This is a genomic window from Enterococcus silesiacus (genome assembly GCF_001886225.1).
GTDB classification, from domain to species: Bacteria; Bacillota; Bacilli; order Lactobacillales; family Enterococcaceae; genus Enterococcus_L; species Enterococcus_L silesiacus.
The window spans coordinates 83882-98986 of record NZ_JXLC01000001.1; the positions used below are offsets into that span (position 1 = coordinate 83882).

Annotated in this window: 15 protein-coding genes; 4 read left to right on the plus strand and 11 right to left on the minus strand. The window is 36.7% G+C overall.

Going from position 1 to position 15105, the window contains the following annotated elements:
- Positions 1–91: 91 nt before the first annotated feature.
- Together RV15_RS00385 and RV15_RS00390 are read left to right on the plus strand one after the other, a co-directional pair.
- The gene (locus RV15_RS00385) at positions 92–835 is read left to right on the plus strand and encodes a class I SAM-dependent methyltransferase (protein ID WP_071876085.1); all 744 of its coding nucleotides are present in this window, start codon (positions 92–94) and stop codon (positions 833–835) included.
- Between the two features lie 46 nt (positions 836–881).
- The gene (locus RV15_RS00390; protein ID WP_071876086.1) at positions 882–1289 is read left to right on the plus strand and encodes a DUF1622 domain-containing protein; all 408 of its coding nucleotides are present in this window, start codon (positions 882–884) and stop codon (positions 1287–1289) included.
- A gap of 73 nt (positions 1290–1362) precedes the next feature.
- Here RV15_RS00390 and RV15_RS00395 read toward each other — a convergent pair whose 3' ends face one another.
- From RV15_RS00395 to RV15_RS00410, 4 genes are all read right to left on the minus strand, one after another.
- On the minus strand, positions 1363–1908 hold the full coding sequence (locus RV15_RS00395; protein WP_071876087.1) for a DUF1697 domain-containing protein: 546 nt from the start codon (positions 1906–1908) through the stop codon (positions 1363–1365).
- Between the two features lie 84 nt (positions 1909–1992).
- Positions 1993–2235 (minus strand): hypothetical protein, encoded by a 243-nt coding sequence (locus tag RV15_RS00400; RefSeq protein ID WP_071876088.1) that lies wholly within the window; start codon positions 2233–2235, stop codon positions 1993–1995.
- Between the two features lie 23 nt (positions 2236–2258).
- Positions 2259–3575, minus strand: coding sequence for a PTS sugar transporter subunit IIC (locus tag RV15_RS00405; protein ID WP_071876223.1), 1317 nt, complete (start codon positions 3573–3575; stop codon positions 2259–2261).
- A gap of 23 nt (positions 3576–3598) precedes the next feature.
- Entirely contained in the window at positions 3599–4981 is a 1383-nt protein-coding gene (locus RV15_RS00410) for a glycoside hydrolase family 1 protein (protein WP_071876089.1), read from the minus strand.
- Positions 4982–5197: 216 nt separating this feature from the next.
- Between RV15_RS00410 and RV15_RS00415 the strand changes: the two genes are divergently transcribed.
- Positions 5198–5965, plus strand: coding sequence for a MurR/RpiR family transcriptional regulator (locus RV15_RS00415; RefSeq protein ID WP_025871755.1), 768 nt, complete (start codon positions 5198–5200; stop codon positions 5963–5965).
- Positions 5966–6034: 69 nt separating this feature from the next.
- Here the strand turns inward: RV15_RS00415 and RV15_RS00420 are convergent, their stop codons facing one another.
- The gene (locus tag RV15_RS00420; RefSeq protein WP_071876224.1) at positions 6035–6817 is read right to left on the minus strand and encodes a hypothetical protein; all 783 of its coding nucleotides are present in this window, start codon (positions 6815–6817) and stop codon (positions 6035–6037) included.
- 270 nt (positions 6818–7087) lie between these two features.
- Between RV15_RS00420 and RV15_RS00425 the strand changes: the two genes are divergently transcribed.
- Positions 7088–7825: a class A sortase gene (locus RV15_RS00425; protein ID WP_071876090.1), complete on the plus strand. Its 738-nt coding sequence runs from the start codon at positions 7088–7090 to the stop codon at positions 7823–7825.
- Between the two features lie 118 nt (positions 7826–7943).
- On the opposite strand, the gene RV15_RS00430 is transcribed toward RV15_RS00425, so the two are convergent.
- The 6 genes from RV15_RS00430 to RV15_RS00455 all read right to left on the minus strand — a co-directional run bounded on the left by RV15_RS00430 (position 7944) and on the right by RV15_RS00455 (position 15095).
- A complete protein-coding gene (locus RV15_RS00430; protein WP_071876091.1) occupies positions 7944–8375 on the minus strand; it encodes a hypothetical protein in 432 nt (143 codons plus the stop codon).
- A gap of 328 nt (positions 8376–8703) precedes the next feature.
- Positions 8704–8925, minus strand: a complete 222-nt coding sequence (locus tag RV15_RS00435) for a hypothetical protein (protein WP_071876092.1) — start codon at positions 8923–8925, stop codon at positions 8704–8706.
- Positions 8926–9046: 121 nt separating this feature from the next.
- A complete protein-coding gene (locus RV15_RS00440) occupies positions 9047–10750 on the minus strand; it encodes a YfhO family protein (RefSeq protein WP_071876093.1) in 1704 nt (567 codons plus the stop codon).
- Positions 10751–10763: 13 nt separating this feature from the next.
- Entirely contained in the window at positions 10764–11501 is a 738-nt protein-coding gene (locus RV15_RS00445) for a hypothetical protein (RefSeq protein ID WP_071876094.1), read from the minus strand.
- A gap of 20 nt (positions 11502–11521) precedes the next feature.
- A complete protein-coding gene (locus RV15_RS00450; protein WP_071876095.1) occupies positions 11522–12499 on the minus strand; it encodes a DUF5067 domain-containing protein in 978 nt (325 codons plus the stop codon).
- Positions 12483–15095, minus strand: coding sequence for a YfhO family protein (locus RV15_RS00455; protein WP_071876096.1), 2613 nt, complete (start codon positions 15093–15095; stop codon positions 12483–12485). The genes RV15_RS00450 and RV15_RS00455 overlap by 17 nt, the downstream gene beginning before the upstream one ends.
- Positions 15096–15105: the final 10 nt, after the last annotated feature.

Below are 15105 nucleotides of genomic sequence, written 5' to 3' on the forward strand. Positions count from 1 at the left end.
ACTTTATTTAAATGCTCTTTTATGGGTATTCTCCTAGCAATCTGATACAATAAATGACAGAGAAAGCATGCTCATTAAAAGGAGATAGACGATGAAAAACGAATACGATAACCCACACTTTTTCGAGGCATATAGCCAAATGGATCGTTCTAGAAAAGGTCTTGAAGGTGCCGGTGAATGGCATGAGCTAAAAAAACTGCTGCCTGATTTCAAGGGAAAAAGCGTTTTAGACCTTGGTTGCGGCTATGGTTGGCATTGTCGTTATGCAGTTGAACATGGTGCTGAAAAGGTCATTGGGATCGACTTATCTGAAAAAATGATCGAGAAAGCTAAAGAAATGACGGATTCTCCAAAAATTAGTTATCATTTAATGGGCATGGAAGAAATTAATGGTCTAAATGAAACATTTGATATTGTCATCAGTTCTTTAGCACTTCATTACGTTTCTTCATTTAATGAAATCGCACAAAAGGTCAATCATTGTTTAAATACTGGCGGTGTCTTTGTCTTTTCAACAGAGCATCCAATTTTTACAGCGAAAGGAACACAAGACTGGATCTACGATCAAAAAGGCGAACCAATCTATTGGCCCGTTGACCGCTACTTTGATGAAAGTATTCGCGAAACAACTTTCTTAGGTGAAACGGTGATGAAGTACCATAAAACCTTAACGACCTATTTAGATGGACTATTAACAAACGGTTTTCAACTTATGCGTTTGGTGGAACCTATGCCTGCTCCTGAAATGTTGGAAGCAAACGCTGAGATGCGGCAAGAACTTCGCAGACCAATGATGTTGTTAGTTTCTGCAAAAAAAATCAATCCAGTAGCCTAAGAACTGCGATAAACTCATCAAACTACAACCAAAGGAGGCCTACTAAATGCATGATTTAGCTCAAAACATCATGGATAATCTAATTCCTTTTTTTGATCTCTTCATTTTGGCGTTGAATATTTTTTCCATTGTTGTGTTGATTTGGGGCGTTATTATGGCGGGGATCGATTTTTTGAAAAGTGAGCGCACGGATCGAAATCGTATTGTCATGGCTCGGCAGAATAACTTTATTAAAAGTTTTTTAGGCAGCTATATTCTACTAAGCTTGGAAATACTGATTGCCGCAGACATCATTGAATCGATCATTAAACCAACTTTTCAAGATATCTTAAAACTAGCTATTTTAGTTGTAATCCGAACAGTGATCTCTTATTTCTTGCATAAAGAAATTGAAGATGCATTGAAAGATAAGGAAAATGAAATAGAAGAAAAAAAGGACCCGAAACAAAACTAACAATCAGTTTTGCTTCGGGTTTCTTATTTTAATGAACAGTAATAAAAATGATCTAGGCTTAAAAATAGAAAAATCAAGTCTTCGCCAACTCAATAAGTTTCTTGACTGTATTGGCATTTCTGACCGTTACTTTATTATTTACCGATGAACTTGCAAGCTTAGACCATCTTGTTTTAGAAAAATTTTTCAGATCAGCAGACCAAAATATAACATCATTATATAAATGGATTTTCTCATATTCTGGTTTGAGTTCTCCCATCACTTCGACTACTTCCTCTACAGTAGTCGGTGAAACCATAAAAATTGTATTATGGTAGACTTCTTTGTTAGCCGTATTCCACCAGTCAGGTGCATTCTTAAAAGTATCTTGAAGTTCTTCTGAAGTTACGACTACTACGGGTAGCTCCAACTGAAAATCATCTTGTATTGCTTTTTTTATTATTATCACTAGCTCGTTTTTGTCTGTACGTTCACTATTAAAGAGCACATTCCCACTATTGATATAGGTAGAAACATTAGAAAAACCAAGTTCCTCAAAAGTTATTTTTAATTGGGGCATGGATATCTTATTTTTTCCACTTACATTGATTCCTCTTAGCAATGATATATATCTATTCATCTTGAAATCATTCTCCTTGACTAATATATCCTAATTCTATCATATAAAAGGAATCAGACCAGCTTCTCCGAAAATAAACATTTTCTATGCTAACCGTTGGCTCGCCATTTGATGCGTGTATTTAATTTGAAGCATTGTCGAACATACTAACGTTGCGCCAATCACAGGAAACAACGAACCGATCCAAGTACTTACTATAATCGCAACACCCACGATCAAAATAGCGCCCAAAATCAATTGCCAAAGCTTATTTTTAAGCAACCACTGATTTTCTTTTAATAAATAATGTGTACCAAATATGATACCACCGCTAATAACGTAAACCATCTACTCGCCCTCCGATACTTGCGTTACATTCCTTCACTTGGTGCACCTGATTCACCTTGTTGCTCTTGCTCTACTTGAATTTTTTCGAACATCTTGAAGAATGGATAATAAATTGCCAGTGATACAGCAAAACAGACAAAAACCATCACACACGCTACCCAGTTCCAATTAGAAGTAATCAACGCTCCCAAAGGTGCTGGGATCGAAAACGGCGGCTTGACCATCATTTTAGGCATCCAGCCTAGTGCTGTCACGATATAAACCAAAATTGTATTCACGATTGGAACCGTGATAAACGGAATTGCCAGCAATGGATTCATCACGATCGGTGCTCCAAAAATCACAGGTTCATTGATATTAAAAATGCCGGGTAAAATCGATAACTTCCCTAATTGCTTCAAATATTTTGATTTAGAGAATAAGAACAAGAAAACAAGTGCTAACGTTGCGCCAGTTCCACCCATTTGCGCATACCATTGATAAAATTGCTCTGTAAAAATATTCGGTAACTGAAACGCACTCGTTCCATTTTGAAACAGCTCCGCATTTTCGATGATCGCTTGATCCCAAAACGGACGAATGATCGGTCCTAAAACAGCATGTCCATGAATCCCTAAAGCCCAGAATAAACAAATCATAAATTGCGTAATAATACCGCCAAAAATATTATTTCCGGTCAAAAAGACTTTCAAAGGTGAAATTGCCACACTTAACAGGTCATTTAAATTAAAGTTAAAGAAATGACGAGGGATCCAGAAGACCAAGATCACTAACAGCGTCGGCAGTAACGCTGCAAATGACTCACCAACAACAGGAGGAACGCCATCAGGCATCTTGATCTCCAGCTTTTTTTCCTTTGTAAAACGATAAATTTCAACAGAAATCAGCGCCGCCACGATCGCGCCAAATAATCCTTGTGAGCCTAGTGGTGTAATCGGAATATAATGACCGCCTGCGACTGCATTTCCAGCGACATCGACACCTTCTTGAAGATTGACTGGCATGACCATCAAAAGTGTCGCCAGCATCGAAAGAAAGCCGCTGGTGATCTTATCTAATTTATACGTATTGCCAAGAAATGAACCGATCGTAAATGCCGCATACAATGACATCAACCCAACCGTAAAACGAAACGGAACATCTAAAGCCGCTAAGTAAGGCGCAATCATTTCAGAATATCCGGGAATTGGCAGATTCAACAAAATCGTGAAAAACGAGCCCACAATCGTTAAGGGCAGAATCGAGATCAGACCATTTCTAATTGCTTGTAGATGCCTCTGATTACCGATCGCATTTGCGATCGGCAATAGTTTCATCGCTAAATTATCCAGCGTTTTCATCATAAGAATCACTCATCCTTTCTTTAATCAAATCCATTATTTTCAATCAACTCTTTAAACCATAAACCAGATTTTTTTATTGTTTTTGCACCTGTCGCCAGATCCATTCGATAAAAGCCATAGCGATTCTTGTACGCATTGCCCCACGACCAACAATCCACAAAGGTCCACATATGATAGCCTAAACAATTACTTCCTTCACTCATCGCTTGATTTAAATACGTCAAATGCTCTTTCAAAAAATCGATGCGATAATCATCTTGAACCATGCCATCTTCAATAAAGGCTTCTTCGCCTTCGATGCCAATCCCATTTTCAGAAACAAACCAATCAATATTGCCGTATTCTGTCTGAATTTTTTTCGCAATATCATAAATTCCTTTAGGATAAATTTCAATGCCACGAGAGGTGTTCATTCGTCTACCTGGCATCACATATTCATCAAAGAACCATTCCGGTGAAAAAACGCCTTGCGGATTAGGCACGCACTCCTTAGCCTTGACTCTTCTTGGACGATAATAATTGATTCCTAATAAATCAATGCTTGTGGAGGCAATCAGTTTTAAATCAGCGTCAGTCACTTCTGGCACTTGATTATATTCTGTTAAAACGTCCTTTAAGCGTTCCGGATATTTTCCTTTCAAAATAGCGTCATTAACACTTTTTGTATAAAACAAATCGGCCATTTCAGCCGCATAGAGATCTGCTGGATTTTGACTGCGAGGATACACAGGTATCACATCCATGATGATCCCGATTTTTCCAGATAAATTCATTTTCCGATAGACAGCAACCGCTTCGCAATGCGCCAAAATAATATTGTGTAAGACAGTCGCTGCTCGTTTAAAATCAACAACATATGGATAATGTCGATCATGCAGATAGCCAGCTTCGGCTGGAATCATCGGCTCATTGAAGGTAAACCAATACTTCACTCGATCCCCAAATAACTCAAAGCATGTTTTCGCATATTGTTTGTATGCATCGATCACCTCTTTATTCTCAAATCCTCCTCTCTCTTGAAGCACCATTGGAATATCGAAATGATACAAATTGATAAACGGTTCGACGCCTTTAGCAATCAATTTATTGATCATGTCATTGTAAAAAGCGACTGCCTCAGGATTGACTGCCCCTGTGCCATTCGGTATCAAACGTGACCAAGACAACGATGTTCGAAATGAGTTAAAAGAAATATCCTGCATTTTTTGAATATCCTGTTGATAATCACGATAAAATAAAGAGGTAGTTTCTGTCGTAACGCCATCATAAAAACGATGATTGTATTCTTTTGACGCATAATCCCAGATGTTTTCTCCTTTACCGTCCCCAATTTTTCGCCCTTCCGCTTGCGTTGCACTAGAGGCTGCCCCCCAGAAAAATGTCTTTGGAAATGTTCTATTCATCCATCGTTCCTCCACTTCTTAATCTAAATTTGAACACGCAGCAAGTGTTGAATATTTCTTATCCTACCACCTTGCAGATTACGCTTTCACAATTTATAATTGGAGTATAGCATTGATTATAACGTTTTGTTATGCGCTTTCATTCCTTTGTGATAAGTAACATCTTTTGTCATTTCTCACAATTTTGTCACAGTTTGTAACTAGAAGGAGGACACGATGCTTTTTTTAGACTATGTTCCTGATTTAAATCCTTTAGAGTATGAGATTTATCACTATATTGCCAATCATTTGAAGATTGTCACGTACATGCGAATCAGAGATTTAGCAGATGAAACACACACTAGTACCGCCAGCATTTTACGTTTTTGTCACAAATTCGAATGCAACGGTTTTTCTGAATTTAAAGTCAAGCTTCAATTATATTATGACTCTATCAATCAAGCCCAAATCGCGGATGTAGATGAAACACAACATATCCATTTTCTGGAACGAATCAATGAGCCCTTCCTTGATAATAAAATCAAGCAAGCCGTTGAGCTATTATCAGATAAAGGTTTGGTACTTTTTCTTGGCTCAGGCTCCTCTGAACCCATTGCGGCTTACGGTTCGCTTTATTTTACCAATTTATCGCAAACAGCCTTGCGCATTGAAGATCCTTCGAACTACCCGATTGAATGGTTTCCCGATGACATCCTAGCTCGAACCTGTGTCATCGCATTATCTGTAACTGGCGAAACCAAAGAAATTATTCATTATATTAAACGTTTAAATACAAAAAAATGCTCGATTATTTCTATTACCAACAGTGATAGTTCGACCATCAGCCGCATGTCCGACTTAAATATTCCTTATACCATCAATCGGGAAACCATTTATAAAACGAGTGATAACCATGACAAAACAATCGAACTTACTTCACAACTGCCAGCACTTTTTCTCATTGAAAAAATTGCCAAGCGCTTAAGATTACAAAAAAATATTTAAAAATAAAAAAGCAACTGATTGAGATATAACGCTACGAGTTATATCTCAATCAGTTGCTTTCTTCTATTATTAGGCATGCCTTGGTAAATCAGTAAAGCCAAATTCATCTTCCTGAATCAAACGCCATGTGCGTTTCGCTGTATTATAAATCAAGATCGCAACCACTGGTTCATTTCGATAAGCAAAGTTTTTTGTTTTCCATAAAGAATCTTCCACAATGTGAATTGGGATATGATATTCTTTGCCTTTAACGTCCATCTGATCGAAACAAAAAACAATCCCTTCTTGTAAAATCGGCTTCATTTCTTTTAACAACTCTCCATCCAGCTTCTCAACTGAAACCCCTCTTTTGAAGAATGTTTTCCGATCGTTGACTTTTTCTAAAATCACACGGGTGATTTTATCTGCCAGAATCCGATAAAATTCGTCAATATAACGATAATAAACGCGCGTCATATGATCCACAAACTCAAAAAAGACGAAATCATTTTGTAGTTTGTAAAAGAATGGTGAATGCAAACTTGTTTTCATGTGCCCAAAATAAAGCAGCTCTGAAATTTCCAGTGGTGTTAATTCCTTGAGCATCGTAACGTCTGAAAAATCGATCCATTTGATTTCTTCATTGGTTCTACGACGTTCAGTAGTAGAAAAATATTGATCAACATTTTCTTGTCCGCGAATAATTTTCAATCCGCTGTGCATATCGTATTCCCCTTCCTCAGCAGAAGGGTTCAGTAATAGTAAGTTTTTAGGGTGATGAACAATGGAGCGAGTAAAGTCTGTATGTGTGATCCCTTTTGATAATACTGCATTACTTGTCATATCAATATGTACATAAATCAAATCCAACATTTGTTCTATCACCCCCATTAATTGTCTTCTACTCTATTCTACAATATTTCGAAAAGAAAAGCTTGTGTCTTTTATTTTAAGATTCAGTTACAAAGAGTTAAAAAGCAATGACTTTTTAACTTTGCCATTTCTTGACGACAAGAACACAAAGCCTTATTTCGCATTTTTTTTAAGGTTCCTTTTTAAAAACAATATTTAGAAAAACCTAAAGATTTTAAGCTAGGGTTTCAAAACAATTTATGATACACTAGGATAAAAAGGAGGGAGAATATGGCCACCAGAACAGACCGCCCCAAAAAGAAAAAATCCCGAAAAAGAAATTGGCTGATAAACATCTTCCTATTCTTATTGTTAGTTGTTGGTTTAGCTCTTGTCTTCAATACACAAATCAGAAACCTGTTGATCCAGCAAAATGGAAAAGCATATGCTGTTGAAAAGTTAACCCCTGAGGACATCGAAAAAAACAATCAAACAGATACAACATTTGATTTTGCAGCAGTTGAATCATTAAGTACAGAAGCCGTGCTCAAAGCGCAGCTAGCGAACAAAAATTTACCCGTAGTAGGTGCTGTAGCACTGCCCGATGTAAAAATCAATTTACCGATTTTCAGAGGACTGGATAATGTTGTTTTACTAACAGGGGCTGGAACGATGAAACCTGACCAAGAAATGGGCAAAGGGAATTACGCTCTTGCAAGTCATCGTGTCCAGGATATGATTTCATTGTTTTCACCGCTTGAATATTCAAAACCAGGAGAATTGATTTACACAACTGATTTAACGAATGTTTATACATATAAAATCACTTACGTAGAAAAAATCGATCCTTCACGTGTGGAGTTGATTGATGATGTTCCCGGTAAAAAAATGATTACGTTGATCACTTGTGGGGATATGTATGCCACAACCCGGATCGCAGTTCAAGGAGAATTAGAATCTGTGACTCCGATGAAAAAAGCTACACAAGCCATGACTGACGCATTTAATATGGAACAATTAACATTATAAACGATAGAAGAGCACATCCGCGCAAAGTTGATGTGCTCTTCTATCGTTTCAATGTCAATACCTAAAAAAGGAAGAATAATCAGATTGCTCTGACTACTCTTCCAAGCATTTGTTCAACTTATCTCTCAGGAGTTAAGAAGAAGTAATCCTTAATCGTACCTTTTTTGTCTACATAAGCAAACATGAACCATTTTCCTTTTGAAACTTTGTAATTTTCCACAGTGTAGTATCCTGTATATCCAGGGATTCCAGGCATAACAACTGCTTCTAACTCAGCTTTTTCAAAATTTTTAAAACCAGTTCCGCCAAAGAAGTCAACTTCACCGACAACTAAATCAAAGTTAGCATTCTTTTTAGTTAGTTTTAATAACGCTAATTCGGAATTAATTGCTCTACTATTTTTCACGTCATTTGCAGAAAAATATTGACCACGTTGAGCAGGAACAGTTTCAGAAACAGTCACAGCAGCTTGTGCTTGACTTGGTAATAAAGCTAAATTACCTAAACCAAAAAGAGAAACTAAACCTAAAATAACAACAAATTTTTTCATTATTTCACCTCCTTTTTCCTCCCTAATAATAACAAATAAAATTGGTGGAATCACCATATTTTTTACATTTTATTAAGTTTACAATACTGATAACTATTTCGAATAATTTAAAACGAAAAAAAATTAAATGAAAGTGTGTAACAACAATGAAAAAACCGTTTAAATCACATTTTAATTATATATATACGTTTTTTATTAAAATACGTATATAAACGCATTCTCGAATGATTATAGCACCCGTTCGCAAATTACAAATAATGACCCTTTATAAACAGTAAAAAAAGGATCAGAACATTCCTTTTTAGTTGAATGTTCTGATCCTTTTCGATTAAAAGTGACTCGTTTTTCTTACTCGATAATAGCCATAACGAATCATTGATATAACTAGCACGATTGGGTATATAAATAACGTCACAGCAAGCCATTCTAAGTTAAATACGGACATAAATGATATATGATAGGTCACAGCATAAATCAATGGCAGAACGATCGCCAGTAACCCATAATACAAACTCATCTCAAATACTACTGTTTTATATAAACGCTTCATGATTCATTTCCCCAATCTCTTTCGACTTTTATTTAGTGGCTGTTCCTCTTTGTCATTTCTCTACTGTTTCATTGTACTTTTTATTCTTGAGAGATACATCCATCTATAGTCTGAGATTTTTCTAGTCCTTTGTCTTGATTCGCGCTTTAATTTTTTTCCACTCTGTGTTATTTCCATTTGTCAGGAGGATATAACACAATAAGAGCACGGCTGAAATCAAGGAGACTCCTGCAGAAATTTTTTGCACCAGTGTTCCTTCATACCAAAAAGTTAGACGCCCCGTTCCCGTCACCTCAACTTCACAAAAGCCATATGGAATCGTGCTTTTGTTGATTTTACTGACCGTGGCCTGACCTTCTACTTCTACTTGGTACCCTTTATAATAAATAATTGGAAAGAGTAGTCTGGTTTTTTCAGCTTCTTGAAAATCCAAAGTCATTACATTGTAAGTCCGGCTCAGATTACTTACCTTAGTCGTCGGCGGTTCAATGATCAAGCCATGAGGATCCATCATATATTTAAACCCACTGGGCAAATATTCACGGCCATAACCCAAGACTTCTGGATTTAATTCAGAGAAGAATGAATAGGGAACTATTCGCTCTTTTTCCAAGACCGTCGTTTTTAAGCCTGACTGATAAAAAAGACTGGAAACAATCAGCACTAGTCCAATTAAAGGCAGAGTCATTCGTTGAACCCATTTTTTTTGTGGAAGCAAAACATCCAGCTGGTCACTGACTAACCAACACATACATAAGGTTACTATTGTAAAAAAACGCCAAGGAAACTGAATAGTGTTCAACAAGGTTTGATTGAAATAACGATACGGAAAATAATTAGTCGCCAAAAATAAAAAGAGCACGCTACTAAACAACAGCTGTTTCCCTAACTTGGAAATATTCTTTATTCTGACTATGAAAAGAACCATCATAACCAAGAGCAATAGACCCACGTTATTAAATCCAAGATTGTTCCAGGCATTTTTCAAATAATAAGAAAAAGATTGGGCTGTTTTTTCCAAATAAAACATCTGATCTGTTTGAACAGCTAGCTTTTGGAATTGGAGTTGCTCCAGCATAGGAAATAAGTACAGCGCGACTAGCCCCACCGTGCTCACTGTTGCAATAGCCAAAAATACGACTCTTTGTTTTTCTTGAACTAGCTTACGCCAATTCAGCAGCAAAAATACCACAATAAACAAACAGAAGATAAATGCCGTGATCAAATGACTCGCAAAGAGCAAGGCCATCCCAATCGTCAACCAGTAAAACTGCCGATATTCTCCATCAACAATTTTTAATAATCCGACAAATGCGATCGGCAGTACCATCAAGGCTAAAATTTCACCTAAAGCTGCTCGAAAAATCACATCACTTAAACGATACGAAGCTAACGTGTATAAGAGTGAGAACATCAGACTTTTCGCTGGGCTCTTACGCCAGAAATAAAACGCATGATAGCTGATGACAAACGTTAAAAAATTGATCCCGATCAGATAAATAATATACGATTGAGCAATAGATACCCCCGCAAGCCTTAATAAAGCGGCCGGATATAACAATAAATCTGGATAAAAAATATTTGAAGCATACCCCATTCCATTTAAGAAAAAATAATTGATCTTAGGAAAGAAATCGCCATTAAAGATAGACAATTTCAATCCTTCAATCCGTCCCAAATGAAACTGAATATCATCACCTAAAAATAACTGCTGACGATGGATCAATGACCAATAAATACTACCAATACTCAAGATCAGAAACAGACTATATAGTAATAGAAAAAAAATTGGTTTATTCTGTCGAATGTTTTTGAATTTATTCATCTACTTCCCCTTCTTACTGATCCTCATCGATCGTATCTGTAATATAGAAAAATGTCTGTATAATATGCTCTTGCTCGTTTAACTCTACTGCAATTGACTTTTGCAATTCATTGGCCGCTTTGGCATCCTTGGTATTTTCATATACTTGTAAAACAGCGTCGCCAAGCTTCCCTTTCTCTTTGTCCATCAACGTCTGCAGGTCTTCTAAATTTTTCCTTATATTCATATTCATTAAACTGCTCAAATCTTTGACGGTTTCCTCAAAATCATTTTTAGGAAGCTGTCCTTCTTGCGTTGGGTTTGCAATTGTTATTGTCTGATTTTTTAAGGTTGCTTGCTTTTTCTCTTGATCAAACTGATACTCAAAATCGATATACGTAAATAATTTTAACTCTTCATTTTGAGAATATTTGTTGATTGCTCTAAAATAAAGGCTCTCCCCATTTGCTGTAATGGAATACTCAACGGGTTCTAGCTTACTAGCTTCCGTTTCAAAATGCTTGTTAAACACAATATTGATATCTTCATAATACTGTGGCAGCTCTACTAAAAACTTATCTTCTAATAATTTTTTAGCCTCTGCTTCATCTAATTTTCTGTATTCAAATTTTCCAAACGGTTTTTCTTTTTTTCCTTGCCAAGTCAAAGGTTTATCTTTGGCATTCAACGTGTCATGCCCATTCGATGCCGCACAGCCGCTTAACGCCAGAAGCAACAGGAAGGCTGAGACTATCCGTATTATTTTTTTCATTGATTATTCCTTTCTAATCATCATTCTGATAAATTGATCATGCGAGCTGGCTGATCTTTAAATTCCTCTTTAGAAAAATTCAATAGTACTTGTTGATCATCTGTGCTTAATTCATACACTAGTGCCGCCTCAATCGTTTCACCTTTATTAATTGATTTCGTGCCATTTTTCACCAAACCTTTTACATCTAATTCAGGATTTTCTTCTGAAATCGTTCCTTGAGCTAAGACCTTTTCTTTTTGTGTCGCTTTTATTAGTTGTTGGCAATCATTTGGAGTCAATGGCGCATCCCCGTTATTAGTCACTTGGGCACGAATGATCAACAGTGATTTTTTATCGCCATCAGGTAACTTCATTACACCATCGATCACAATCGTCATTCGCTCATTTTTAACTTCAATCGTATCGCCTTGCTCATCTTCTACCCCAGATTCTCCTACTGTTGAATCGGCTGTTTTAGCTTCTGTTTCTACTAACGTTTCTACGCTGGCATCGATGATCTCTGATCTTTTTTTATACTCTCCGTCATTTGCCGAATAAAAAATCATTTCCACAAAACCGTGCTCCGTTTCCACATAATAAAAGTGGGCCCACACGTCTTTTTCTTTAAATTTCGTATTTAAAGTATATTTGATGGCTTTATGGTGATTAATTTCGTATTCTTTCATGTAAACGCCAGATAGCTCTTTATAGTTGTATCTTTTTTGTAATTCAAGTCTGGTCTTTTTAGCAAAATCATCCCGATTTACTTCTTTTTTCAAATACGTTAAAACAAACAAATGGGAATTACTTTTAGTGTCTTCAGCACCATAGACTGCTTGACGATTATACGTTTCCTGAACATTGCTACTTTCTTTCCAAGTAGCAGGCAATCGAAAGGCATAGCTAACACCTTGGCCTGAAAAAACTGCCTTATCTTTAGATAGTCCATCTGAACAGCCCGTCAATAAAACTAAAAACAGAGCAACAAAAAATATTTTTTTATACATTGTTTTCATCTAAATGTTCCTCTCTATTCAACACTCTATTCTTCCTTGTATACCAGAAAAATAGAGAAAATAACGCAATACAGCTAATGAATAAGCTGGCGCCTAAAACAAAGCCTTGTGGTAAAAAGACCAGTTCTACCTGATGCTTACCCGCTGGTATGTGCATCGCTAAAAAGGCTTCTTCTACGGCTTTAACTGGGACTACTTTTCCATCTACATAGGCTTTCCAGCCTTTATCGTAAGGAATGGTGGTAAATAAAACCTGTTCTTTTTCTAAAGACACATCTGTCGTTAATTTTCTACCTGTGCCTTTAAACTCAACACCCTTTTTTTGCGCTGCTTCGATCGTGGATTTAAACACTTTGGTATTTAAGATCAAGGTATCTGGACGTGCCATTTTAATAACAGGAACACCACGAAAGGCCACTTTTACTGTTACAGTAGCTGCCTGTTCATAGTAGCCAAGATTATAATACTGACCTGTTCTTTGCATATCCGCTGATCGACTGATCCCGTTAACCGTCACTTCTGCCACTGCATCCCGCATCGCTCCGCTATCTTCTACAAGTAAGTTCAAATAGGCTTGGGAATCAGCTGGTACCTCAACAGACCAGGTCATGCTTTTATCAGCAGACGGTTTTTCTTCTGATAGAAAAACAATGTCTCCCTCTTTTTGAACGATCACATTTTCTTTAGCGATTTCTTTAGGTTCTTTGAAAGAAAATAGTGCTTGTTTTTTTCCAGCCAGATGATTAAGCAGACTTTCTTGATTATGAAAGGCTTCTTTCTGATAAATCTCTTTATCCGTTAGCATTCCTAATGGCAAGGCATACTGATTTTCATACAAATCGTACGCACCTTGATGCGCAATTTTAGTGAAGCCGTACTTCATTGGTGCTTGTCTTCCTAGGTTAAATTTGATTCCTAATAATGAATCCATTAATAAGGTATTGTTTTTGTAATCAATGTTCAAATTCGTCCCAGTTGAACGAAAACCTAGCTGGTTCATGTAACTAGATGAATGCCGATTACGAATCGATGAAAACATAGAGACTCCGCTGTACCCATAATTAAAACTTTCATTATGAGAAATAGGGTCGACATTCGCCATTCTATAAAAATCAGGCGTTATTCGCTTCGTTTCATCCGTCAATGTCTTGATATCGCGATAATACTCACTGTACAATTCCCGCTTTGGATAATTCCAATCCTTGCGAACTCCTGCGACCATCGCTTGCGTATTCATTGTTAACTCCGCTCCGACCAGCACCAAAAAGATCAACGGCAGCAATTTGCGATAGCGATTGTGATAATATACAAAAGCCAATCCTACATATAACAACAGAAAAACGACCGAAACGACCAATGACTCTCTTGTAAGATAGTCATATCTTTTTTTATTAGAAAATAAATACGCACTGATGAATACACCCAATAAAACAATTCCGATATTGACAAGCTGATTCAATTCTTGTTTTTCCATTTTCTCCAGACCATAACCTGCAAAAAGCAAAATGAAAAATGAAACCAAAAAGCTAAATCTAAACAGAAACATATTTGGTGAATGCAGTCCATGCCAGAATAAATTCAATGGCTGAATATACACACTAACCACCAGCAACAAGCCTAAACTTCCATAAATAAGTTTGTCCCGTAAAGCAGTTTTTTTAGTGACAAAATAAAACAGACAGAAGATTAACGGTACCAGACCTGCATAGATAAATGGCGCGGCTTCATATTTAGAGGTGTCATAAACCAGGCTCATACTCTTGGTGATCATATCCCAAGGACCAGTATCCGGCGTCAATAAGCGTGTCATTTCCGTTAATTTTTCTCCGTTATTACTCAAATCAAAAATTGTCGGTAAAATCGTGATCATCGAAGCGCCACCTGCAAGCAATGAAGTGATCAGATAAAACCCAATTGTTTTTTTGTATTTGACCCAATTTGTGCATAATTTGGCGAAAAAATATAAAAAAGTAAATACGCCTACCATAAATGCCATATAAAAATTAGATAAAAACAACAAGAGATAGCTGATAAACAACAGTCCAGGCTTTTTCTCATCCATCAAGCGATGAATGCCTAGAATCACTAACGGTAGATACACCAGTGCATCCAACCACATGATCATCGGTGAATAAGCAATCCCGTAACTCATCAAAGCATAGCTGATGCTCATGCCAATTTTTACCCATTGAGGCAACTTGAAAGTAAAATAAGTAAATGTCCAAAAACTAAGTCCCATACAGCCAAACTTTAGTAAAGTAATCACATACATGGCGTCGGGTATATGTAAGTTGTCAAAGAAAAAGACAATCGGGGTAAAAATTCCATTTAAATAATAACTCATTAAGGCCCAGTAATTTAATCCCAAAGAACCGTACCATGTGTATAAAGCATCTTGCTTTCCATGTAGCATATTATTAAAGCTGGCATAAAAATTGGAAAACTGGGCAAATGCATCACTGGCTAACAGCGTTGTCTCACTGCCATAATAGATTCCCTGTTGATAGTACGCAAATGCCAAAATAAGTATTGGCAGAAAAAAACTTGCCAATACTGCTAAGTAATTCACCTGTATAAACGCTTTGATTTTCTTCATAGTTCTCCTC

Coding starts and splice junctions, on each gene's coding strand:
- RV15_RS00400 (WP_071876088.1), bottom strand. CDS start 2,235: ATGGTTTACGTTATTAGCGGTGGTATCATATTTGGTACACATTATTTA.
- RV15_RS00390 (WP_071876086.1), top strand. CDS start 882: ATGCATGATTTAGCTCAAAACATCATGGATAATCTAATTCCTTTTTTT.
- RV15_RS00455 (WP_071876096.1), bottom strand. CDS start 15,095: ATGAAGAAAATCAAAGCGTTTATACAGGTGAATTACTTAGCAGTATTG.
- RV15_RS00450 (WP_071876095.1), bottom strand. CDS start 12,499: ATGAAAACAATGTATAAAAAAATATTTTTTGTTGCTCTGTTTTTAGTT.
- RV15_RS00410 (WP_071876089.1), bottom strand. CDS start 4,981: ATGAATAGAACATTTCCAAAGACATTTTTCTGGGGGGCAGCCTCTAGT.
- RV15_RS00395 (WP_071876087.1), bottom strand. CDS start 1,908: ATGAATAGATATATATCATTGCTAAGAGGAATCAATGTAAGTGGAAAA.
- RV15_RS00435 (WP_071876092.1), bottom strand. CDS start 8,925: ATGAAGCGTTTATATAAAACAGTAGTATTTGAGATGAGTTTGTATTAT.
- RV15_RS00425 (WP_071876090.1), top strand. CDS start 7,088: ATGGCCACCAGAACAGACCGCCCCAAAAAGAAAAAATCCCGAAAAAGA.
- RV15_RS00430 (WP_071876091.1), bottom strand. CDS start 8,375: ATGAAAAAATTTGTTGTTATTTTAGGTTTAGTTTCTCTTTTTGGTTTA.
- RV15_RS00420 (WP_071876224.1), bottom strand. CDS start 6,817: ATGTTGGATTTGATTTATGTACATATTGATATGACAAGTAATGCAGTA.
- RV15_RS00445 (WP_071876094.1), bottom strand. CDS start 11,501: ATGAAAAAAATAATACGGATAGTCTCAGCCTTCCTGTTGCTTCTGGCG.
- RV15_RS00415 (WP_025871755.1), top strand. CDS start 5,198: ATGCTTTTTTTAGACTATGTTCCTGATTTAAATCCTTTAGAGTATGAG.
- RV15_RS00385 (WP_071876085.1), top strand. CDS start 92: ATGAAAAACGAATACGATAACCCACACTTTTTCGAGGCATATAGCCAA.
- RV15_RS00440 (WP_071876093.1), bottom strand. CDS start 10,750: ATGAATAAATTCAAAAACATTCGACAGAATAAACCAATTTTTTTTCTA.
- RV15_RS00405 (WP_071876223.1), bottom strand. CDS start 3,575: ATGAAAACGCTGGATAATTTAGCGATGAAACTATTGCCGATCGCAAAT.